Below are 24,575 nucleotides of genomic sequence, written 5' to 3'. Positions count from 1 at the left end.
TGTTTTTAATTTTTAAAATGTGCTTCAAACTCATGTCCGAATTTCTCAACAATACTTTTTATTATATCTTTAACTGCTGGTGCAAATACACAGATTGTTTTTCCATTCATTGTATCACACACATCAAGTATTGTTGATAAATCTTCGTTTGAACCTTCACCATCTAAAATCTTTTTGATAATTTTATCTATCCATCCACAACCTTCTCTACAAGGTGTACATTGTCCACAAGACTCATGATGATAAAACTCAATTAAGTTTTTAGCAACATCAACCATAGATACTCCCTGTGGAATAATCATCATTCCTCCAGTACCTAAGGTTGAACCAATATCCCACATTGATTCATAATCTAAATATGCCTTCTCAACCTCCTGTGCAGTTAAGATAGGACATGAAGCTCCTCCTGGAATTACAGCTTTTAGCTCTAATCCATCTTGAAGTCCTCCTCCTATCTTATTTATTACATCTATCATTTTATTTCCGTAAGCTAGTTCATAAACCCCTGGGTTTTTAACTGGACCACTCATGGCAAATAACATAGTTCCTGGTGCTTTTTCCGTTCCATATTTTGTATATGACTCATAGCCATTTAATACAATATTAGGAACAGAAGCAATAGTTTCTACATTATTTACAGTTGCTGGATTTCCAAAGAACCATTCACACTCTTTACCATGTGGTTTTAGTCTTGGATGACCTCTCTTACCTTCAATTGACTCTATAAGTGCAGATTTCTCTCCACAAATATAAGCACCTCCACCTCTATGAACTGTTATATCCATTCTATAGTCATATTTATTCATAACTTTAGAACCTATAATACCTGCTTCATATGCTTCTTCAATGGCAGCATTTAATCTGTCAATAAAGAATTTATATTCACCTCTAATATAAATATAACAGTCATGCGCTCCAATAGCATAAGATGAACAGATAATACCTTCTATTAATAGATGTGGATCATACTCAAAGATTTGTCTATCTTTAAAAGTTCCAGGTTCACTCTCATCTCCATTTGCTATTAAGTATCTTGGTCTATCATCAACAGGTGGCATTAGCTTCCATTTTGGACCACACAGTGCTCCACCTCCACCTTTTCCTCTTAGACCACTTTTGCAAACTTCTTCCGTTACTTCATCTGGACTCATTGAAAATAATTTATCTATTGATTCATATCTTCCATTTTTTAATGCAACTTCTAATTTATGAGAATCAGGAATATCAAAATTTTTACTTACGATTTTTACTATCATATCATCAGCACTCATTTTTACACTCCTGTATAATATTTTTTAGTTTTTCAACGCTCATTTTTTCATGATATTCATTATTTAAAGCAATCATAGGTGCTCCACCACAAGCACCTTGACATTCTACTTCACTAAAATGAAACTTTCCATCTTCGCTTGTTTGTCCAGGTTCTATTCCAATTGTTTCTTTTATAAATTTTTTAAGCTCGTGAGCACCCATAAGCATACATGAAAGAGTTTTACATAATTCAATATGATATGTTCCAATTGGTTTTAAATTAAACATTGTATAAAAAGTTGCAAAACTATGTACTTCTACAGGAGATTTACCAAGTCTATCAGCCATAAAAATCATAGCATCAGGACTAACCCAGCCTTCTTGTTCTTGTACTAACCAAAGTCCTGGAAGCATCATAGCATCAGAATTAGGATATTTTTTAAGTAATCTTTGAAACTCTTTTTCATTTTCATCTGTATATTTAAATTTACTCATTATCTATCAAACTCCCCTGCAATAAAGTTCATACTAGCCATTGTTACAATTGCATCAGCCAACATTGTACCTTCAACAATTTTTGCATAAGCACCAAGTGAATAAAAACATGGAGGTCTACATTTTACTTTATATGAACTACCAGTTCCATCACTAACTATAAAAAATCCAAGCTCACCATTTCCAGCTTCAGTTGAACCATAATATTCACCTTTTGGAACTTTAATACCCTCAAAAGTAAGTTTAAATTGGTTCATTAAACCTTCAATATTTCCATAAACATCTTTTTTATCAGGAAGTATGATTCCTTGATGATCTACATTTAAAGGACCATCTGGAAGTTCTTTCATAGCTTGTTTGATAATTCTAATACTTTGAGTCATTTCTTCAAATCTACACATCATTCTGTCGTATACATCTCCATGACTTCCTACTACAACATCAAAGTCATAGTTTTCATAACCATAGTAAGGTTTGTCTTTTCTTAAGTCGTGTGCTATACCAGTTGATCTTAAATTTGGACCAGATACTCCTGCACTTATTGCAAAGTCTGGTTTTATAACTCCCACATCTTGTGTTCTATCATGGAATATTCTATTTTTTGCTATTAAGCTTAATGCATCATCAATAGCAATCTCTACATTTTTTAATACTTGATTTAAATCTTCTTCAAAACCATCATATAAATCAAACTCTAAACCACCAATTCTTGTATATGAATTTGTAAGTCTAGCCCCTGTAAGTTTTGAAAGTAAATCATAAGCGTCATCTCTTGGAGCAAATAAATACCAGAAGTTAGTAAGACCACCTAAATCAACCATATTTGCAGCATTACATACTAAATGATCAATAATCCTACTTAACTCACCAATAACAACTCTAATAGTCTTAGCTCTAGGAGTTATATCAATATTTAACATCTCTTCAACAGCTTTTGAAAATCCAATGTTATTTAAAATTGCACTACAGTAATTAAGTCTATCTGTATATGGGATTACTTGTGAGTAAGTATGAGTTTCACAAGATTTTTCAAAACCTCTATGTAAATAACCAATTTCAGTTACACAAGTAGTAATTGTTTCACCTTCCATTGCTACAAAGTTTCTAATTGTACCGTGTGAAGCAGGGTGTGAAGGTCCAATATTTAGCATCATTAGATCATTTATTTCTGAGTCACTATAACCTTTTGCATGAAGTCTGGGTAACATTTCGTCCATTAAACTTTCAGTTTCAGTACAGATTTGCCCTTTTGTAACTGGATAATCTTTTCTTAAAGGATGCCCTATAAATTGATGATGGTTTAAAATTCTTTTTAAGTTTGGATGTCCTGTAAATTTTATACCATATTGGTCATATGTTTCTCGTTCACCCCAATTAGCAGCTTCATATAGTGAAGTAATACTTTGAACTTCTAAAGTATCATCATTTACATAGGCTTTTACACTTATTTGTTTTTTAAAAGTAGAGTCTCTTAATATATATACAACTGCAAATCTAGATGGAATAACATCAGGATATTTTAAATAATCAATTGCAGTTACATCAAGAAGTAAAGTGTAGTTATCTTCATTTTTAAGTTTTGAAATAGTTGATAAAATATCATTTGAATCAATTAGCATATCACATTTAAGCATCTAAAAATCCTTTATACTCTTTGACTCTATCTTTTAATACAGATTCATCATTTGCTTTTTCTTGAATTCTCATAATTGAATCAAGAACAGCTTCTGGTCTTGGAGGACAACCTGCTACATATTCATCAACTGGAATAATTTCATCAATTCCTTGAACTGTTGTATAGTTATCATAAAAACCACCAGAACATGCACATGCGCCCATTGAAATTACCCATTTAGGTTCACACATCTGCTCATAGATTTTCTTTAAAATAGGGGCTTGTTTATATGAAATAGTCCCTGCAACAATAAGTAAGTCTGCTTGTCTTGGTGAAAACCTAACAACTTCTGCACCAAATCTTGAAAGATCATATTTTGCAGCTGCTACTGACATAAACTCAATACCACAACATGCAGTACCAAATGCCATTGGCCATAAAGAGTATGATCTTCCCCAGTTTACTGCGTGATCTAATTTTGTTGTTACAATTGAATCACCTAATTTCGATTCTGCTCCTAATCCCATGATAATGCCTTTTTCTTATACATATAAATTAAACCTAAGAATAAAAGTCCAATAAAAATGAACATTTTAATTAAACCTGTAACACCAAGTTCGGCAACATTAACTGCCCAAGGGAACATAAAAATGATTTCCACATCAAATAATAAAAATGAAATGGCTATTAAATAGAATTTAACAGAAAATCTAATGTTTGTATTTCCCACTGGATTAGATACACCACTTTCGTAAACACTGTTTTTAAGAACCGCATTTTCATTTCTAGGTCCAATAAATCTTGTAAGAGTAAATACAGCTACAAGAATTAAACCAATTGCAACAAAAATTACAGATGCAAGAACAAGTTCTGTTGACATGTTAAATCCTATTTATTAATATTATTTAAAGATTGTACTGTAATTTAAAATAGTAATAAAGTTTTTTAGCTTATAGAAAAAATTTAATCTACATTGTGAGAAAAAAGGTAATACTTTATCTCACAAAAATGTTAAAAAGAGTAACAGATTTTTTCTAAAGCCTGCTGTAAAGGCTCTTTGCTAAGGGCTAAGTTGATTCTGAAGTGCTGTTTTGCATTGCTACCAAACGATACACCATCATTTAATGCAACTTTTGATTGTCTTAGTAACTTTTCTTTTATTTCATTATGTGAAAGTTTATACTCTTCAAAGTTTAACCATAAAAGGTAAGTAGCCTCTGGCTTGAAGAATTTAATTTTTGAATTATTTTGTTTTAAATACTCATCAGTAAAATCAATATTTTTTTGAATATACTCTTTTAATTGTTTTACATAAGAAGAACCATTCTCATAAGCAGCTTGTGTTGCTATATACCCAAAGAAATTTACAGAACTTATTTGTCTTTTTCTTGCTATTTTTTTGAATTTTCCTAATAATATATTATTTTTTGATATAGCATAAGAAGTATTTAGTCCTGCAATATTAAATGTTTTTCCTGCACTATTTAGAGTTATTGTGATATTTGCTACTTTTTCACTAATAGATGCTAGTGGAGTAAATTTTTTGAAAGTAATATCTGCATGTATCTCATCTGAAATTATTGTTATGTTATTTTGTATACAAATTTCAGCTAAACTCTCTAGCTCTTCTTTACTCCAAACTCTTCCTACTGGATTATGGGGTGAGCAAAGACATAAGACTTTTGTATTTTCAGTAATCTTAGATTTTAAATCATCTAAATCCATAGTATAGTAACCATTGTCATTTTTAAGCTCATTTACAACTACTTTTCTATTATTTGCTGTTACACAATTGAATAGAGGTGGATAAACAGGAGTTTGAACAATAACTTCATCCTTTTTATTTGGACAAAATGCTTCAATACAAGCACTATAAGCAGGAACAACACCATTTACTACAAATATTTCATCTTTATTTATTTCCCAATTGTGTTCATTTTTTTGCCAGTTAATAATTGAATTATAAAAATCATCACTTGCAAAACTATATCCATATACTGAGTTTTTTGCAGCTTCGATTATTTTATCATTAATAAAGCAAGGAGTTTTAAAGTCCATATCAGCAACCCACAAGGCTTGTAAATCCTCATGTCCAAAAACTTTTTTTAAAGCATCATGTTTTTCGCAATTTGTGTTTTTTCTATCTATTTGTTCATCAAAATTATAAATCATATATAAAACCTCTATTATAAACTATTTTTTATTGATAAAATGATATAAGATTTATACTAATTATAAGGTTATTTGGGAAAATTATGAAAGAAGCAATTGAACTATTAAAAAAACATGATTTGTTAAGAGTTATTGATGATGAATTAGATATTTATTTAGAAGTACCTCATATAGCATATGTTGAAGTGAAAAAAGAAGATTCTAAGGCTTTATTATTTACAAATGTTGTAGATAAAAAGAAGAATAAAAAGTTTGACATACCAGTTTTAATGAATGTTTTCTGTAATGAAAAAGCTGTAAAACTCTTTATAGGTGATGGTGATAAGATAGGTAGTGAGATAGAATCACTGCTTAAAATGAAACCACCAACAACATTTAGTGAAAAACTATCAACTTTCGGGAAATTATTTGCATTAAAAAATACAATTCCTAAGAAAAATAGAGGAAAGGGTGAGTGTCAGCAAGTTATAAAATTAGGTTCTGATGCAAAATTATCTGATTTACCAGTTTTAACAACGTGGGAGCAAGATGGTGGACCATTTATTACAATGGGGCAGGTATATACTACTTCATTAGATGGTGAAATGAAAAACTTAGGTATGTATAGACTTCAAGTATATGAAGATAATACATTAGGTTTACATTGGCAAATTCATAAAGACTCAAATCATTTCTTCCATGAATATAAAAAAGCTGGAAAAAAAATGCCTGTTTCTATTGGTATTGGTGGGGATCCTATGTATATTTGGTGTGGTCAAGCACCACTTCCTATTGGTATTTTTGAGTTAATGTTATATGGTTTTGTAAAAAATAAAAATGCACAACTAGTAAAATCTATCACAAATGACATATATGTACCAAGAGATAATGACTTTATTATTGAAGGTTTTGTTGATACTTCCACTTCTAGAATTGAAGGACCTTTTGGAGATCATACAGGATATTATACTTTAGAAGAAGATTATCCTTTTATGGAAGTAACTGCTATTACTCATAAGAAAGAGCCTACATATTTAGCAACGGTTGTTGGTAAACCACCTTTAGAAGATAAGTATATGGGGCATGCAACTGAAAGAATATTCTTACCATTACTTAAAACTACAGCACCTGATTTAATAGATTATTATATGCCAGAAAATGGAGTTTTTCATAACTTAATTCTAGCAAAGATTAAAACTTTATATCCTGGACATGCAACTCAAATGATGCATGCATTTTGGGGAGTAGGGCAGATGTCTTTTGTAAAACATGCAATTTTTGTAAATGAAGATGCACCTGATTTAACAGATCATGATGCTGTAATTGAGCATATCTTAAATAGAATTGATATAGATGATTTAATGGTTTCAAAAGGTGTAGTTGATGCACTTGATCATTCATCACCAAAATTCGCAGTTGGTGGTAAATTAGGACTTGATTGTACGGGTGATGAAATAGATGAATTAGGGATTACTATTCTTGATGATTTAGAATTATTATCTAAGATGAGAGATATTACTAATGAGGTTAAAAATCTTAAGCAGTATTATACAAATACTAAAAATCCAGTTACTGTTATTACCGTAGATAAAAAAAGAAATCAAAAAGAAGTATTTGAAGCTTTAAAGCCTTTATATGAAAATATTAAAATTTTAATTATAATTGATGAAGCAAATCAAAATGATGTTGAAAATCCATACATGTTAGTATGGAGAGTTGTAAACAATATAGATTCAAATAGAGATTTATATATAGATTCAAATACATTGTGTTTAGATGGAACAAATAAAAACTCATTTGACAACTTCAAAAGAAGATGGCCTGATGATGTTGATTGTTCAAAAGAAGTAATTGATTCTTTAAGACAAAGGGGAATTTTAGATATTGATGATGAATTCATCAAAAAGTTTCAACTTTAAAAGATAGGTAATACCTATCTTTTAAAGAATTTTAGTATTATTTTTACCATTTTTCTTTACATAATACATGGCTTCATCAGCTCTTAAAACTAAGTCCTTCTTTGTATCATTTTCTATGAATTGTGTTATCCCAAAACTAGCAGTTACTTTTCTGTTTATTCCAAAATTTTTATTTTCAATTAGTTCTTTTAGATGATTCGCACTCTTTTTAGCATCTAAGGCTGAGGTATTTGGTAGAATTATTATAAATTCTTCTCCGCCCCATCTACCAAAAACATCATCTTTTCTAATATGTGAACTAACTATTTTAGAAACTTGTACTAAAATCTTATCTCCTGTTAAGTGACCTAAAGTATCATTTATAGATTTGAAATCATCGATATCAATAAAAATAATTGAAAATATAGAATCATGTTCTTTTGTTCTCTTTATTAAATTTGAAAGGATTTTTTCAATTTTTCTTCGATTTATAACTTTTGTTAAACTGTCTTTATTAGCGTAATCTAAAAGAGTATTTTCTGCTATCTTTCTTTTTTTTATCTCTTTTCTCATTTTATTATTTATATATATAGTAAAAAGAATCACAATAAGTAGAGGAATTACATATTTATAAAGCCATGAATAATCTTTTACTTCTTGGTATACTATTAGTTGATACTTATTTATGATATTTCTTTTTTCATCTTCATTTATTTTGTCAATAATTTTATTTAAAATAGGAATGACATCTTTGTTCTTCTCAATAGTTGACAGTCTTATATTCGTTTTGTAATCTAATGTTCCAGCTATTTTTATGTTATTGTAATTGTTTTGAATGATTGTATGTGATAGAGATAAGACATTATCTATTAGACCAAAAATAGCATTCCTCTCAAGTAGTTGAACACCTTCTTTTATACTCTTTATATGTACAAATTTAACTTCTAAATATTCTGTTTTAAGTTTCTCAAATAAGAAACTATTGTTGATAACTGCTATTGTTTCATTTTTTAAAACATTTAGGTCTGATATATAGTTTTTGTCATTCATTGTTGCAATAGCTAACTTTACCTTACTCAAAGGTTTTGTAGAGAATTCTTTATTTTTATAATTAAATTCTAGTTTTATATCAAAGGTTTTTATATTTTTTAGAATTTCTTCATTTTTTGGTTTTTCACTGATATTAAAATTAGTATTTAATTTTTGAGCAATAAGATTCCAAAAATCAATTTCTAAGCCTTCAATTTTATTCTTTTTATTAAATGAGAATGGAATATTAGAATCATTAACAAGGAGTGTAAAAGAGTTGTTTTTTATAAAGTTTTTTTCATAGTCATTAAATAGTATTCTATTTTTATCATAGATAAAAGTATCTACATCAAGTTTACTATTTTTTGTAAGTTCTAGTAATAGGTATAGTCTTTTTATTTCATCAATTTTTTCTATGTTAATATTACCTAATAATCCCTCTTCAAACTTTGAGAGTTTTTTTAATACTCTAGCTTCATATATTATAGATTCAAGAGTTTTATTTTGAGTATTATAGTTATCAAAGATAACATTTGCAGTTTCTTCAATATTTTCAAAAGCATAGGTCCAGCCTTTTATTGTGGCATCAAAAAAGTTTTTTACTCTATTTGGATTAGTTTTTAGTTCATTTGTTGATGTAAATAGAATACCACCATAGAAATCAAAACCATAATTAGCAGGATTAAATATATTATATTCAATATTTTTTTCTGCTAGAATATAGGGCTCATTTGATAAATAGCAAGCCATTGCATCAGTATTTTTATTTATTAGATCATCTAAATTAAAAGAGTGGGGTATAAAATTTATTTTATTACTTTTTACTCCCTGTGATTTAATCATAGATATTATATTTGCAGTATCCCTTGCATCATTTGTGAGCATTACTTTTTTGTTTATTAAGTCTTCAATATTATTTATTCCAGTATCTTTTCTTGTGATTAAAACCATTGGAGAATTTTGGTAGATTGCCGCTAAAAGGCTTATTTCTTTTCCTTTTAGTCTTTCAATAATCAATGATGATTTCCCTATGGCATAAGTAGCTTTATTTTTTATTGTATCATCAATAAGATTAGTTTGACTGGTGAACTCTTTTATATTTACATCTAGGCCATTTTGTTTATAAAAACCTTTTTCTTTTGCCATGTAATATCCAGCAAATTGAAATTGATGTAGCCAATCTAATTGTAGATTGACTTTTTGTAAGTTTTGACAAAAAGAATGAGAGTAAAGAATTATTAATAATAAAATGACTTTTTTTAGTTTCATAAGTCAATTATACATAAAATATATTAAATTATCCTAGTGTTTTGATTAATACTATTTTTCTATTATTTTTATATCATCTTTTGATATATTAAGAAATAAAGTTTTATCAATTATACTCTCTATGTTTTCTACTTGAGAATGCAAGTTTTGTTCATGTTCAAAGTTTTTTAATTTATATATAACTTCATAGTTTTCACCATAGTAAGAATAATCAATAATCTCTATTTCAATACTGTTATTCTCCGTGCTTAGTTTACAGTCTTTAGTATAAGCAATTGCAATTTGGTTTTCATTTGTTTTAACATCTAAGTCTTTTAATAAAGTATCTGGAATAATATTTATTTCAGATAAGAAATTTGCAATATAGAAGTTTTTAGGATTATTATACATATTTTTTGCTGTATCAAATTGAATCATTTTTTTATTATTAATAATACCAATTTTATCAGAAATACTTAAAGCTTCTTTTTTGTCATGGGTAACAAGAATAGCACTTAATTCATATTTCTTTATTAGGTTTTTAACCCACATTTTTGTTTTATATCTAAGTTGGGAATCAAGATTTGCAAAAGGTTCATCAAGCAAAAGTATTTTAGGATTATTTGCCATTGCTCTTGCAATTGCTACTCTTTGTTGTTGTCCACCAGATAATTGATGAATCTGTTTTTTCCTATGATCAACTATGTCAAATTGATTTAAAAGCTTTTGAACTTTTGCTTCTCTATCTTTTTTAGATAGCTTATCTAAAGCAAATGCAATATTTTCTTCGACATTTAAGTGTGGAAATAGTGCATAATCCTGAAAAATATATCCTACTTCTCTATTTTTTTCATAGACATCTTTTGAAGAGACACAAGTATTACCTATACAAATTTCACCATCATGTTCTTTTTGTAAACCAGCAATTGCTCTTAATATTGTAGTCTTACCACAACCACTTTTTCCAAGAAGAGTTACAATCTCTCCTTTTTGTACTTCAAAATTTATATTCTCAACTATTTTTGTATCACCAAAGGAGATTGAAAAATTATTTACACTAACCATTTTATACCTTATTCATATTTCTTGCTAGTAGAATAACTGAAATTATACCTATAATTATAATAAACATAGAAGGTACTGATGATTCTACTATTTGTGCTTGTTGTGTTAATTCTAAGGCTCTAACTGCTAATGTATCATAGTTAAAAGGTCTTAAAATCATAGTAAGAGGAAGTTCTTTTATAACCTCAATAAATATTACTATAAATGCAGAAAAAGAAGCATTTTTTAGTAAGGGTACATAAATCTTAAAAAAGGTTTTCTTATCACCTATATTTAAAATTTTAGCGGCATCGTCATAAGACGTTGGTATTCTTGAAAAAGCTGATTCAAAGTTATTAATTGATATGGCTAAAAACCTCACGCAGTAACCAAATATCACAGCTATTATAGTTCCAGAAATAATGAAAGTTTCAGAAAAAATATCAAAAACATATTTATCAAGAACTGCAAAAAATGATAAAATACCAACACCAACAACAGCACCAGGAATTGAATATCCCATTTTTACTATTTGATTTAATGAAGATGAAGTTTTATCACCATTTAATCTTACGTTATAAACAAAAAGTAATGCTAATCCTGTAATAATAAATGCCGATGATATTGCTAATGTCAAAGTTTGATATAATAAAGTCATAAAGTCTTCATCAATAATCTCTTCATATGATAATAAAAACCAATAACATAATTGAATAAAAGGTAATAAAAACCCTAAGAAAAATGGAATAAAACAAACAATAACAGCAGCTACATTTTTTCCACCACTTAGTTTTATTTTATCAATAGGTTTAAAGTCTTTTCCAGAACTTTTATATACTTTATTTCTTCTTTGAAGTCTTTCAAGTACAATTATAATAAATACAAAAGTCATTAGAATACTAGCAAGTTTTGCAGCATCTTCAACAGAACCCATTCCAAACCAAGCTCTAAATATTCCTGTTACAAATGTACTTACACCAAAGTAGTCCATAACTCCAAAATCAGCAATAGCTTCCATCACAGCTAGTGTAACTCCTGCAACAATTGCAGGTCTAGATACAGGTAGTATTACTTTTTTTAAAATTTGCCATGAAGATAAGTTAAATGTTTTTGCAGCATCAATAATAGAAGCAGATTCGAAAGATAAATATGTTTTACAAATCAAGTATACATAAGGGTATAAAACTAAAGACATAATTATAATAGCCCCTTCAATTGACATGATATCAAAGAAATAAACTTCATTTAATGATGTATCGAAAAGATCCAGTATAAAAGTAGTCACACTTCCAGTTATATCAAACATACCTCCGTATATAAATGCCATTATATAAGTAGGAATTGCAAAGGGTAGTATCAGTGCATAATGAAAAAATCTTGAAAATGTAAATGTATATAATGAAGTTAGGTAAGCTGTTGTAAAGCCTATCAATCCAGTAAGAATTGCAACACCAAACATAATATATAAAGTATTAAAAATATATTCAAATAATAGAGTATCTTTTAAATGCTGCCAATTGTCACTTGAGCCTGAAAAAAGATATAAGAATATTATGATTGCTGGTGCACTAATAAGTAGTGTTAAAAAAACACTACTTATTTTTAATTTTGAAAAACTATTTATCAATTATTGTTACTTCCATCCTGCTTTATCAAATACTTTGATAGCAGCTGCGTTATTTTCACCTAAAGTGTTAATCGAGATTGTATCATCTTTAAACTGACCCCAAGATGAAACTAAATCAGAACTTTTTACACCTGCTAATACAGGGTACTCGTAGTTTCCTTTTGCAAATAATTCTTGAGCTTCTTTTGATGCCATAAATTCAATAAATTTAATTGCATTTTCTTTATTTGGAGAATATTTAGCCACTCCTGCACCAGATACATTTATATGCGTTCCACCATTTTTAAATTCTGGGAAGAAAATTTTAACTTTCTTTACTGATTCTCTTTGAGAAGCATCTTTATTATCTACCATTTTACCAATGTAATAAGTATTTGCAATTGCAATTGAACCAATACCATTTGCTACAGCTTTAACTTGGTATCTATCATTACCTTTTGGAGCTTTTGCCATATTTGCAACTACACCTTTTGCCCAATCTAAAGCTTTTTCTTCTCCATGATGTGCAATCATTGCCGCCATTAAAGACTGGTTGTAGATATTATTTGAAGATCTAACCATAATTTGACCCTTAAATTTAGGATCTGCTAAGTCTTCATAAGTTTTTAATTGATTTTCTACATCTGAACCAATTCTATATACTGCAACTCTTGATCTTTTTGTTAATGCAAACCATTTATTGTCTGTATCTCTTAATTTTTCAGGGATGTTTGTTGTTAAATAATTTGACTTAATTGATTGTAATAAATCTTTTTGTTTTGCTTGATATAGTCTTCCAGCATCAACAGTAATTAATACATCAGCAGGTGATTTAGCACCTTCACTTTCCATTCTTTTGATTAAAGCTGAAGCTTTTGCTTTTACTACATTTACTTTAATTCCAGTTTTATCTTCAAACATTTTAAATAATTGTTTGTCTGTATCATAATGTCTGTGTGAGTATACGTTTACTTCTGAACTTGCAAGTAGTGAACTTCCTAATACTACAGCAGTTAATGCTAATTTTTTTAACATAATTTTCCTTTTTATTTTTACTATACTGATAATTGTTATCGAAATTATAATGAAGTAAAACTTTCATTTAACTTAATAGTAAGAATGATTATCAAATTAAGAATAAGATGCTTTAATAAAAAAAAACAATTTTATTGATATAATTACTTCAATAATTTAAATATATCATTTGTGATATAAACAGAGGTAAATAATATATGGTATTAATGATAGATAACTATGACTCTTTTACTTATAATATAGTTCAATATTGTTTAGAGTTAGGTGCTGATTTAAAAGTAATTAGAAATGACGAATTTACAGTAGATGAAATTGAAAAATTAAATCCTGAAAAAATAATTCTATCTCCTGGTCCTGCTACTCCAAACGAAGCAGGGGTATGTTTAGATGTGATTAAACATTTTGCAGAAAAGACACCTATTTTTGGTATTTGTCTTGGACATCAAAGTATCGCACAAGTTTTTGGTGCAGAAGTAATAAAAGCTAAAAATATGATGCATGGAAAAACATCAAGAATAAAAGTTATCAATAACTCAAAAATTTTTAAAGATATTCCAAAAGAATTTACTCAAACAAGATACCATTCTTTAACAGTTAAAAAAGATTCAATGCCAAGTATAATTATACCAACATCAGTTAGTTTAGATGATGATGAGATTATGTCCTTAGAAATTAAAGATAAACAAATTTATGGAGTACAGTTTCATCCTGAATCAATAATGAGTGAATATGGATATGAAATATTGGATAACTTTTTAAAGTTGTAAAGTATGACAAATATAAAATATGACTATTTATTCTACTTAATTCTATCTTTTTTAGTAGTTATATTAGTTTATGTTTCAAATACATTAAGTATTTCATATAAAGAAGCGCTAAATGTTTTTGAAAATAGCTCAGTTTTATCTTATATTACCAATAGTTCAATTTATATATTTGGACAAAATGACATTGCACTTAGATTACCTTTTATCATTTTTTATACATTAAGTATTCTCTTAATGTATGAATTAACGAATAATTATTTTAAATACAAAAAAGATCAATTCTTATCAATACTTATTTTTATGATTCTTCCTGGGGTTTTAAGTGCCTCTTTACTCGTAAATAGTGCAATTATTGTTCTTTTCTTTACCTTGTTATATATCTATCTATATGAAAGAAATAAAGCTCACCCTCATTGGCTATTATTTTTACTTGTATTTATTGACAATTCTTTTGCTATCTTTTTTTTAGCATTGTTTTTTTATTCTTTAAAAGAAAAAGACAAAAAAACTATTTATATATCACTTTTTTTATTTTCATTATCTATGTATATTTATGGTTTTGAAACGGATGGTAAACCAAAGGGCTACTTTTTAGATACTTTTGCTATTTATGCAACTATTTTTTCACCTTTAGTATTTATTTATTTTATTTATACAATATATAGAGCAGGGATAAAAAATAAAAGAAATTTTGTTTGGTATATAACTACAACAGCATTATTAGTATCATTATTGTTTTCTTTTAGGCAAAGAGTATATATTGAAGATTTTGCACCTTACGTAGTAATATCTATTCCCTTTATGTTAAAAATGTTTTATCACTCTTATAGAATAAGACTCTCAATATTTAGAAAAAAACATTATATTGGAGCAATTATTGTTTTATCTATGTTAGTGATTAATTGCGTTTTAACAGTAGTGAATAAACCATTATATTTATTTTTACCAAATGAAAAGAAACATTTTGCATATAAATACCACTTTGCAAAAGAGATTGCAGCTGAACTTAAAAAATATAGAATTAAAAAAGTAAATGTATATGATGAGAGACTGCAATTAAGATTAAAGTATTATGGTATAGAAAAATCAAATGATTACTATTTATTAAAAAGAAAGTATGATAATTATAAAAATGTAATTTCTATTTCTTATTATAATAAAGAATTAATACAATTGTATCTTTATGAAAAAAAATAGTTTTACACTTTTAGAGCTAATATTAGTTATTGTTTTAATATCAATTCTTTATTCTTCTTTTAAATTAAACAAAATTAGTGAAAACAAATTAGATGAAATATCTAAAAAGTTAGAGCTTCAACTTAAGTATTTGAGATACAAAGCTTTAATCAATTCTAAAAAAATTAACAATGAAGATAAATGGTATAAAAAAAGATGGACTTTAAAATTTTTTAGATGTAATAAAAATATTGGTGGAATATATTATGCTATTTATTCTGATAAAAATATGCAAGGCCATCCAAATAAAACTGAAAGTTTAAAAGATCCCTTGTCAAAAAAATATATTTATAACTCTAACTCATGTGTTGAAAGTGATGATACGAGTAAATATACACTTCTTACAAAAAACTTTGATATAAAATCTGTAAATCTTACTTGCAATGATACAAGCTCACTAGGTCAACTATCATTTGATTACAATGGATATATTTATACAAAACTCTCTAATGATGAAAACTCATACAAATTAGATGAAGACTGTAAGATTATACTAACAAATATTAAAAATGAAACAAAAGAAATAGAAATTAAAAAAGAAACTTCATATGTAAAGATATTAAATACAATATAAAAGTAGTGAATGTTAGCAAAAAGTAATAAAAATAGGCGAGGAGTCAACAAATTCCAAAATTTAAGCTATTAATAAGAAAAATCGCTTGACAAGCGAGAGATATTTGTCTATAATTCCCATCCAATTTCAGAGGAACGACAAGAAGTTCTAAAAGAGATTATGATCTTTAAAAACAGAAGGTTAATAAGAAGTAATTTTTATAAACCGAATATAGAATAAACGATATAAAAAACAAGAAATACAATTCTTGTCTATTTAAGTTTTTTACGAAAGTAAAAAGCATTTTGAGTGATAATTTTGTAATTTAATACAAAAATTGTCAGTTTCAAATACTTCATTTATGGAGAGTTTGATCCTGGCTCAGAGTGAACGCTGGCGGCGTGCTTAACACATGCAAGTCGAACGAGAACGGGTTATAGCTTGCTATAACTGTCAGCTAAGTGGCGCACGGGTGAGTAATATATAGGTAATGTGCCCTAGAGAAGAGGATAACATTTGGAAACGAATGCTAAGACTCTATATGCCTTTAAGACAAAAGTCTGCAAGGGAAATATTTATAGCTCTAGGATCGGCCTGTACGGTATCAGTTAGTTGGTGAGGTAATGGCTCACCAAGACAATGACGCCTAACTGGTTTGAGAGGATGATCAGTCACACTGGAACTGAGACACGGTCCAGACTCCTACGGGAGGCAGCAGTGGGGAATATTGCACAATGGGGGAAACCCTGATGCAGCAACGCCGCGTGGAGGATGACACATTTCGGTGCGTAAACTCCTTTTATATAGGAAGATAATGACGGTACTATATGAATAAGCGCCGGCTAACTCCGTGCCAGCAGCCGCGGTAATACGGAGGGCGCAAGCGTTACTCGGAATCACTGGGCGTAAAGAGCGTGTAGGCGGGTTAATAAGTTTGAAGTGAAATCCTATGGCTCAACCATAGAACTGCTTTGAAAACTGTTAACCTAGAATATGGGAGAGGTAGATGGAATTTCTGGTGTAGGGGTAAAATCCGTAGAGATCAGAAGGAATACCGATTGCGAAGGCGATCTACTGGAACATTATTGACGCTGAGACGCGAAAGCGTGGGGAGCAAACAGGATTAGATACCCTGGTAGTCCACGCCCTAAACGATGTACACTAGTTGTTGTGAGGCTAGACCTTGCAGTAATGCAGTAAACACATTAAGTGTACCGCCTGGGGAGTACGGTCGCAAGATTAAAACTCAAAGGAATAGACGGGGACCCGCACAAGCGGTGGAGCATGTGGTTTAATTCGACGATACGCGAAGAACCTTACCTGGACTTGACATAGTAAGAACTTATAAGAGATTATGAGGTGTCTGCTTGCAGAAGCTTATATACAGGTGCTGCACGGCTGTCGTCAGCTCGTGTCGTGAGATGTTGGGTTAAGTCCCGCAACGAGCGCAACCCTCGTCGTTAGTTGCTAACAGTTCGGCTGAGAACTCTAACGAGACTGCCTGGGTAACCAGGAGGAAGGTGAGGACGACGTCAAGTCATCATGGCCCTTACGTCCAGGGCTACACACGTGCTACAATGGGGTATACAAAGAGCAGCGATACGGTGACGTGGAGCAAATCTCAAAAATATCTCCCAGTTCGGATAGTAGTCTGCAACTCGACTACTTGAAGTTGGAATCGCTAGTAATCGTAGATCAGCAATGCTACGGTGAATACGTTCCCGGGTCTTGTACTCACCGCCCGTCACACCATGGGAATTGAACTCATTCGAAGCGGGAATGCTAAAGTAGCTACCCTCCACAGTGGATTCAGTAACTGGGGTGAAGTCGTAACAAGGTAACCGTAGGAGAACCTGCGGTTGGATCACCTCCTTTCAGAGAAAGAGATAAGATTCGATTCTTATCTCAGAAACTAACAAAGTTAGTAAAAAAAGGGAATATCGACCTTTTCTATATTCGGTTTATAAAGATTACTTTAAAAGATAGGTAATAATGGGCCTATAGCTCAGCTGGCTAGAGCGCTCGACTGATAATCGTGAGGTCCCAGGTTCAAGTCCTGGTAGGCCCACCATTTATATCTATTTGAAATTAACTTTTAAAGATTAAAACAGATGGGGAATTAGCTCAGCTGGGAGAGCGCCTGCCTTGCACGCAGGAGGTCAGCGGTTCGATCCCGCTATTCTCCACCATTTGAAAACTAAATATAAGTTCAATAAGAATTGAATTTATATTTGGTTTTAATAACCAAAATGTTCTTTAGAAATAAAGGATATGATATTTAAAAACATAATGTTAAAGTCTTAAAATTTTTCTAGCGAATATTTAAATGAAAGTTTAAATATGAACTAAAATAAGAAACAATTTTTAAAACACAACTTTTTTATTGAATATAGTAATATATTTAATAAGATAGTAGCCAAGGAATAATTATTCAAACGGTGAAGTAATGTAAATTACTTTATCAACATAAAAAATAAGCTATTAAGGGCTAATGGTGGATGCCTAGACTGTAAGAGGCGATGAAGGACGTACTAGACTGCGATAAGCTACGGGGAACTGTCAAGAAGTTTTGATCCGTAGATTTCCGAATGGGACAACCCAGTATATAGAGATATATATTACACTGCAAAGTGGGCGAACCCGGTGAAGTGAAACATCTCAGTAACCGGAGGAAGAGAAATCAAATGAGATTCCGTTAGTAGCGGCGAGCGAACGCGGATTAGGACAAACCCTATGCTTGCATAGGGGGTTGTAGGACCAAGATATAAGATCAAAGAAGATAGAGGAAATAGTTGGAAAGCTATAGCATAGAAGGTGATACTCCTGTACTTAAAATCTTCAATGACTTTATTGGTATCCTGAGTAGGTCGGAACACGTGATATTTTGACTGAATCTAGGGGGACCACCCTCTAATCCTAAATACTACTTACAGATCGATAGTGAACAAGTACCGTGAGGGAAAGGTGAAAAGTACTCCAGTGAGGAGAGTGAAATAGAACCTGAAACCATTAGCTTACAATCATTCGGAGCCCTATGATTTATCAGGGTGACGGACTGCCTTTTGCATAATGAGCCTGCGAGTTGTGGTGTCTGGCAAGGTTAAGTCAAGTACGAAGCCGTAGCGAAAGCGAGTCTTAATAGGGCGAATTAGTCAGATGCTGCAGACCCGAAACGAAGTGATCTATCCATGAGCAGGTTGAAGCTGGTGTAAGAGCCAGTGGAGGACCGAACCGGTGGGCGTTGAAAAGTCCTCGGATGACTTGTGGATAGGGGTGAAAGGCCAATCAAACTTCGTGATAGCTGGTTCTCTCCGAAATATATTTAGGTATAGCCTTGTGTAGTAGCATATAGGGGTAGAGCACTGAATGGGCTAGGGCTGCTTACCGCGGTACCAAACCCTATCAAACTATGAATACTATATGTGTAATCACAGGAGTCAGGCGTAGGGTGATAAAATCCTATGTCGAGAGGGGAACAACCCAGACTAACAGCTAAGGTCCCAAAGTCATATCTAAGTGGAAAACGATGTGGAGTTACTGTGACAACCAGGAGGTTGGCTTAGAAGCAGCCATCCTTTAAAGAAAGCGTAACAGCTCACTGGTCTAGTGATTCTGCGCGGAAAATATAACGGGGCTAAGATATGCACCGAAGCTTTAGACTCAGATTTATCTGAGTGGTAGGAGAGCGTTCTATTCAGCGTTGAAGGTGTACCGGCAAGGAGCGCTGGAGCGGATAGAAGTGAGCATGCAGGCATGAGTAGCGATAAAAGAGGTGAGAATCCTCTTCGCCGAAAACCCAAGGTTTCCTACGCGATGCTCGTCATCGTAGGGTTAGTCGGGACCTAAGTCGAGTCCGAGAGGGGTAGACGATGGCAAATTGATTAATATTTCAATACCAACAAATAAGCGCGATGTGGGGACGCATAGAGTTAATCGAGCTCACTGATGGAATAGTGGGTCGAAGGACGTAGGCTGTAACTTAGGCAAATCCGGGTTACATTAGGCCGAGATCTTACAGGCTCTTGACACTCTTCGGAGGAGATAGAGAATCGATGATACTGTCGTGCCAAGAAAAGCCACTAAGTATATTATTTGTTGCCCGTACCGTAAACCGACACAGGTGGGTGGGATGAGTATTCTAAGGCGCGTGGAAGAACCCTGGTTAAGGAACTCTGCAAACTAGCACCGTATCTTCGGTATAAGGTGTGCCTACTTTGGTATAGAGATTTACTCTCGAAAGCTAAAGAGGTTGCAACAAAGAGTCCCTCCCGACTGTTTACCAAAAACACAGCACTTTGCTAACACGTAAGTGGATGTATAAGGTGTGACGCCTGCCCGGTGCTCGAAGGTTAATTGATGATGTTAGATTTATCGAAGCATTTGATCGAAGCCCGAGTAAACGGCGGCCGTAACTATAACGGTCCTAAGGTAGCGAAATTCCTTGTCGGTTAAATACCGACCTGCATGAATGGCGTAACGAGATGGGAGCTGTCTCAACCAGGGATCCAGTGAAATTGTAGTGGAGGTGAAAATTCCTCCTACCCGCGGAAAGACGGAAAGACCCCGTGCACCTTTACTACAGCTTGACACTGTAGCTTGGATATTCTTGTGCAGGATAGGTGGGAGGCTTTGATTCATAGACGCCAGTATATGATGAGCCATCCTTGAGATACCACCCTTGAATATTTGAGTTACTAACTACGTAGAGTTATCCTCTACTAGGACAATGTCTGGTGGGTAGTTTGACTGGGGCGGTCGCCTCCTAAAAAGTAACGGAGGCTTACAAAGGTTAGTTCATGGCGGATGGAAATCGCCAGTTGAGTATAATGGCATAAACTAGCTTGACTGTGAGACATACAAGTCGAACAGAGACGAAAGTCGGTCATAGTGATCCGGTGGTTCTGTGTGGAAGGGCCATCGCTCAAAGGATAAAAGGTACGCCGGGGATAACAGGCTGATCTCCCCCAAGAGCTCACATCGACGGGGAGGTTTGGCACCTCGATGTCGGCTCATCGCATCCTGGGGCTGGAGCAGGTCCCAAGGGTATGGCTGTTCGCCATTTAAAGCGGTACGCGAGCTGGGTTCAGAACGTCGTGAGACAGTTCGGTCCCTATCTTCCGTGGGCGTAGGAAAGTTGAGGAGATTTGTCCCTAGTACGAGAGGACCGGGATGAACGTACCACTAGTGTACCAATTGTTCTGCCAAGGGCATCGTTGGGTAGCTATGTACGGATGTGATAAGAGCTGAAAGCATCTAAGCTCGAAGCCAACTTCAAGATGAACTTTCCCTGAAGATCCCAGCAAGACTAGCTGGTTGATAGGCTAGGTGTGTAAGCGTTGTAAGACGTTTAGCTGACTAGTACTAATAGATCGTTTGGCTTTTTTTAATATATTTCTTGGTTTACTATCTTATTAAGTATATGCATACTTGATAAATGTGTGAATTGTTTCATTCATTAAGACTTTAACATTATCTTTACACTCATTACCTAATGTGAGTATAAAGAGTTTATTTAGAACTTTTTATACTCATATTGCTGGTGGTTACAGAGAAGTGGAAATACCCAGCCCCATTCCGAACCTGGAAGTCAAGCACTTCATCGCTGATAATACTGCAGGTTTCACTTGTGGAAACGTAGGCCGCTGCCAGCTCTTGAGTATATTTATTAAGCTTTTATCTATTTGAACTTCTCTAAAGTTCCTTTAGATAGAAGCTTTTTTTTAGCTGAATTTTTTAGCCCCCATTCTTCTATTTTTATTTTACATATTCTTTTATTCTTCTTCCTATTACTTTCTTATTTACTTTACATGCAACTGTACCATCGCTCTAAGAACTCTTCTCTTCTATATCTCTTCGCTCCTAGAGCATGTTTATATTACGGTAATTCTATAGTTTATAATTTTTGTAACTAAAAAGTCATCATTTATTTTTATAATGTTCTAATTTAATAAAGGGGTTGAAATGAAATTGATTTATTTAGTTTTAGAAGAACGAGAATTAGAGTTTGTTGCTACAGATGATAATTATGATGCATTAAGAACAGAATATATTAAATATATTAGTACAGGTAAACAAGATGTATATTGGTTTAATTTTCCAAATAATGCTGAACTATTACTTTGTTTTGATGAACTTATTGCAATATATGCAGAAGAGAGTAATGAAGGTTTTGAAGAAGATTATGAGGATGATAGTGATGAAACTAGAGCTTAGCTCTAGTTTCTTTTATGATAAGTATTAATCTCTTATTTCTAGAATTTCAATAGAAACAATTTTATCACCTTGATGGATTGAGTCAAGAGTTGCAAAACTATTTGCATCATTTTCTTCAATTCCTCCAAATACTGTATGTCTTCCATCTAAATGAGGACAAGGAACAAAACAAATAAAGAATTGACTTCCACCTGTATTTGGTCCTGCATGGGCCATTGATAAGCTTCCTTTGTTATGTACTTGTTTTTCTGCTGATGTTTCACACTCTATTGCCCAGTCTGGACCACCAGTACCAGTACCTTCTGGGCATCCACCTTGTGCCATAAAGTTATCAATTACTCTGTGAAAATTTAAATTATTATAAAAACCATCATTTGCTAATGTAGCAAAATTTGCAACTGTATTTGGTGTCTCTTCATTAAATAATTTTAACCAAATAGTACCATTTTCAGTACTTACTTTTGCATAGTTAAATTTTGCTAATTCTTCTTGTGTATATTCATATTTTTTAAGTTCTTTTGATCCAAAACCAAACATTTTTATCCTTTTATTTTTTATCTGAAATTATATCGTTTTTTGGTGTAAGATAGTTTAATTTAATTAAATTTTTAGTTACCTCTTTAAATACAGGTACAGCTGATTGTGAAGCGTAGTAATAGTACCAGTATCTTCCTGTAGAATTAGGATTAATTACAGTAACGCCAATTGTATATGCATTATTTCCATCTTCCACAAAACCAAAAAATGATGATATATATTTTTTAAGATATTTACCTCTTCTTGCTATTTGGGCAGTTCCCGTTTTCCCCGCAACTGTTAAACCATCAATTTGTGCAGACCTACCTGTTCCTTCTTCAACTGTTTTTATTAATAGTCTTTTAATTTCATTTGCAGTTTTTTTAGATATTACTTTTTCTGGTTCTTTATTGTAAGGTTTATATTTATTCCCATCATGACTCAAATAATCTACGATTCTAGGAGTAATCATAAATCCATCATTCTGAAAAACAGTATATGCTTTTATCATTTGCATAAATGTTGAAGTCATTCCTTGACCATAAGATACTGTTGCTTTAAATACATTATCTTCTCCTTTGTCATCTCCTGCTGCAAATTGCCAAACTTTTGGCATAACACCTTCTCTCTCATACGGTAAATCGATACCTGTTTCCTTTGTAATACCAAATTTTTTAAGTCCATTGTAAAACTCAGGTCCTGTTAATCTTTGTGCATACTTTAAAGTACCGATATTTGATGAAAATATCATAATATCATCAAGGCTTAAATAGTGTTTTTTAAACCTGTGATCATCTTTAATAGTGTATTTGCCAAGTTTATATCTTCCTTTTGGATATTCACCTTTTTTATTTGGCTTACCTTTTGTATTATGTGCAAAAAGAAGTTCATCTTTTTTTATTCTTCCTTTATCCATTACAAGTGCTATTGATATGGGTTTTAAAATTGAACCTGGTTCAAATTGGTATTCAATGGCATTTACATTTAATGAGGGAATATCACTTTGTTTGATATTTTCTGGATTAAATCTATTTGATGAAGCAAGAGTTAAAACTTTTCCTGTTTTACTTTCAACTACAGATACAATTATTTCATCAGCACTTAACTTTTCCTTATGTAAATCAAGGGTTAATTCAATATTTTTTTGAAGTTTTAAGGGAATATTTAATTTTAATGTTGCTCCATCTATTCTTTTTCTAATAACTGAATTATTATCAAAGGATATATATGAAAGTACATCTCTATTACCTTTTAATATTCCATCTTTTGATTCATTTAATACTTTGTTATAACTTCTTTCAAGGCCTTTTATTCCTTTAACTCTTGTTTTACCTTTTTCACTCTCATATTTTCTTACGTAACCAATTACTGGTGTTAAGGTATCCTCATATGAAAAAAGTCTTTTTTCTCCACTTTCTACAATACTAAGTCCTCTTAAAACTTTTCCACCTCTTACTTTTCTTGAAACAAATACATCAAGTTTTCTTAACTTAAAAGCTAATTCCTTTAAGTTTTTAGCTGTTCTTGAATCAATATTATATGATAAAACTAAATAACCAGGTGTTTTGTCATTTTCTAATTTTAATTTTAATTTTGTATATGGTATTCCACTATAAATTGAGAATAATTGTAAAAAAAGTTCTTTTTTATCTTTTGCTAAGTGCCTAGTATCAACTGATGCTTTATATAATTTTTTTGATGAAGCAATTTTAAAATTGTCAGCACTTATTATATCTCCTCTTACAGATAATTCTTTTTTTTCACTTTGTAAAGTTGGTAATCTTCTATAGTCAGAAATCGTTTTTGATACTGATATTAGAAGTATTAATAAAAAGAAAAAGATTAGCATAAATAAAATTGCAATTTTTTTTGTTTTATTAATTTTTTCGGTATTGTTTGAAGACATATTTATCCATAA

At 31.4% G+C, this 24,575-nt stretch carries 17 protein-coding genes, 2 tRNA genes and 3 rRNA genes; 10 read left to right on the top strand and 12 right to left on the bottom strand.

Annotated elements, in window-relative coordinates:
- Window positions 1-5: 5 nt before the first annotated feature.
- From nuoF to NJU99_RS12600, 6 genes are all read right to left on the bottom strand, one after another.
- Window positions 6-1,256, bottom strand: a complete 1,251-nt coding sequence (gene nuoF, locus NJU99_RS12625) for an NADH-quinone oxidoreductase subunit NuoF (RefSeq protein ID WP_346731823.1) — start codon at window positions 1,254-1,256, stop codon at window positions 6-8.
- Between the two features lie 4 nt (window positions 1,257-1,260).
- Entirely contained in the window at window positions 1,261-1,746 is a 486-nt protein-coding gene (locus NJU99_RS12620; RefSeq protein WP_254576259.1) for an NADH-quinone oxidoreductase subunit NuoE family protein, read from the bottom strand.
- On the bottom strand, window positions 1,746-3,380 hold the full coding sequence (locus NJU99_RS12615) for an NADH-quinone oxidoreductase subunit D (RefSeq protein ID WP_254576258.1): 1,635 nt from the start codon (window positions 3,378-3,380) through the stop codon (window positions 1,746-1,748). The genes NJU99_RS12620 and NJU99_RS12615 overlap by 1 nt, the downstream gene beginning before the upstream one ends.
- The gene (locus tag NJU99_RS12610; RefSeq protein WP_254576257.1) at window positions 3,373-3,888 is read right to left on the bottom strand and encodes an NADH-quinone oxidoreductase subunit B; all 516 of its coding nucleotides are present in this window, start codon (window positions 3,886-3,888) and stop codon (window positions 3,373-3,375) included. Before NJU99_RS12610 ends, NJU99_RS12615 begins: the two co-directional genes overlap by 8 nt.
- Window positions 3,879-4,241, bottom strand: coding sequence for an NADH-quinone oxidoreductase subunit A (locus NJU99_RS12605; RefSeq protein WP_254576256.1), 363 nt, complete (start codon window positions 4,239-4,241; stop codon window positions 3,879-3,881). The genes NJU99_RS12610 and NJU99_RS12605 overlap by 10 nt, the downstream gene beginning before the upstream one ends.
- A gap of 131 nt (window positions 4,242-4,372) precedes the next feature.
- Entirely contained in the window at window positions 4,373-5,533 is a 1,161-nt protein-coding gene (locus tag NJU99_RS12600) for a MalY/PatB family protein (RefSeq protein WP_254576255.1), read from the bottom strand.
- Between the two features lie 83 nt (window positions 5,534-5,616).
- Between NJU99_RS12600 and NJU99_RS12595 the strand changes: the two genes are divergently transcribed.
- A complete protein-coding gene (locus NJU99_RS12595; protein WP_254576254.1) occupies window positions 5,617-7,431 on the top strand; it encodes a menaquinone biosynthesis decarboxylase in 1,815 nt (604 codons plus the stop codon).
- 21 nt (window positions 7,432-7,452) lie between these two features.
- On the opposite strand, the gene NJU99_RS12590 is transcribed toward NJU99_RS12595, so the two are convergent.
- Genes NJU99_RS12590 through NJU99_RS12575 form a run of 4 tightly spaced genes read right to left on the bottom strand, consistent with a single transcriptional unit; the run spans window position 7,453 to window position 13,372 of the window.
- Complete coding sequence (locus tag NJU99_RS12590) at window positions 7,453-9,708, bottom strand: transporter substrate-binding domain-containing diguanylate cyclase (RefSeq protein ID WP_283256428.1); 2,256 nt, start codon at window positions 9,706-9,708, stop codon at window positions 7,453-7,455.
- A gap of 51 nt (window positions 9,709-9,759) precedes the next feature.
- Window positions 9,760-10,752 (bottom strand): ABC transporter ATP-binding protein, encoded by a 993-nt coding sequence (locus NJU99_RS12585; RefSeq protein WP_254576252.1) that lies wholly within the window; start codon window positions 10,750-10,752, stop codon window positions 9,760-9,762.
- A gap of 1 nt (window position 10,753) precedes the next feature.
- Complete coding sequence (locus NJU99_RS12580) at window positions 10,754-12,358, bottom strand: ABC transporter permease (RefSeq protein ID WP_254576251.1); 1,605 nt, start codon at window positions 12,356-12,358, stop codon at window positions 10,754-10,756.
- A 6-nt stretch (window positions 12,359-12,364) separates the two neighbouring features.
- Entirely contained in the window at window positions 12,365-13,372 is a 1,008-nt protein-coding gene (locus tag NJU99_RS12575; protein WP_254576250.1) for a Fe(3+) ABC transporter substrate-binding protein, read from the bottom strand.
- A 197-nt stretch (window positions 13,373-13,569) separates the two neighbouring features.
- Here NJU99_RS12575 and NJU99_RS12570 point away from each other — a divergent pair, with 197 nt between their 5' ends.
- From NJU99_RS12570 to NJU99_RS12530, 9 genes are all read left to right on the top strand, one after another.
- On the top strand, window positions 13,570-14,139 hold the full coding sequence (locus NJU99_RS12570; protein ID WP_254576249.1) for an anthranilate synthase component II: 570 nt from the start codon (window positions 13,570-13,572) through the stop codon (window positions 14,137-14,139).
- A 3-nt stretch (window positions 14,140-14,142) separates the two neighbouring features.
- Window positions 14,143-15,336 carry an ArnT family glycosyltransferase gene (locus NJU99_RS12565; RefSeq protein ID WP_254576248.1) on the top strand — a complete coding sequence of 398 codons (1,194 nt, stop codon included), beginning with the start codon at window positions 14,143-14,145 and terminating at the stop codon, window positions 15,334-15,336.
- A complete protein-coding gene (locus tag NJU99_RS12560; protein WP_254576247.1) occupies window positions 15,323-15,949 on the top strand; it encodes a type II secretion system protein in 627 nt (208 codons plus the stop codon). The genes NJU99_RS12565 and NJU99_RS12560 overlap by 14 nt, the downstream gene beginning before the upstream one ends.
- A gap of 337 nt (window positions 15,950-16,286) precedes the next feature.
- A 16S ribosomal RNA gene (locus tag NJU99_RS12555) occupies window positions 16,287-17,803 on the top strand.
- Window positions 17,804-17,922: 119 nt separating this feature from the next.
- A tRNA-Ile gene (locus tag NJU99_RS12550) sits at window positions 17,923-17,999 on the top strand.
- Window positions 18,000-18,041: 42 nt separating this feature from the next.
- Window positions 18,042-18,117 (top strand) — tRNA-Ala (locus tag NJU99_RS12545).
- Window positions 18,118-18,399: 282 nt separating this feature from the next.
- Window positions 18,400-21,314: ribosomal RNA gene (locus NJU99_RS12540) — 23S ribosomal RNA — on the top strand.
- A 149-nt stretch (window positions 21,315-21,463) separates the two neighbouring features.
- Window positions 21,464-21,579 (top strand): 5S ribosomal RNA (rrf, locus tag NJU99_RS12535).
- The 16S, 23S and 5S rRNA genes sit together here with 2 tRNA genes alongside, the layout of an rRNA operon.
- Before the next feature lie 310 nt (window positions 21,580-21,889).
- A complete protein-coding gene (locus tag NJU99_RS12530) occupies window positions 21,890-22,141 on the top strand; it encodes a hypothetical protein (protein WP_254576246.1) in 252 nt (83 codons plus the stop codon).
- A 24-nt stretch (window positions 22,142-22,165) separates the two neighbouring features.
- Here NJU99_RS12530 and NJU99_RS12525 read toward each other — a convergent pair whose 3' ends face one another.
- Entirely contained in the window at window positions 22,166-22,678 is a 513-nt protein-coding gene (locus tag NJU99_RS12525; protein ID WP_254576245.1) for a peptidylprolyl isomerase, read from the bottom strand.
- A 10-nt stretch (window positions 22,679-22,688) separates the two neighbouring features.
- Complete coding sequence (locus NJU99_RS12520; RefSeq protein ID WP_254576244.1) at window positions 22,689-24,563, bottom strand: peptidoglycan D,D-transpeptidase FtsI family protein; 1,875 nt, start codon at window positions 24,561-24,563, stop codon at window positions 22,689-22,691.
- Window positions 24,564-24,575 lie beyond the last annotated feature (12 nt).

The organism is Arcobacter roscoffensis, from assembly GCF_024267655.1.
GTDB lineage: Bacteria > Campylobacterota > Campylobacteria > Campylobacterales > Arcobacteraceae > Arcobacter_B > Arcobacter_B roscoffensis.
This window is presented reverse-complemented; position numbering and strand designations above follow the sequence as displayed.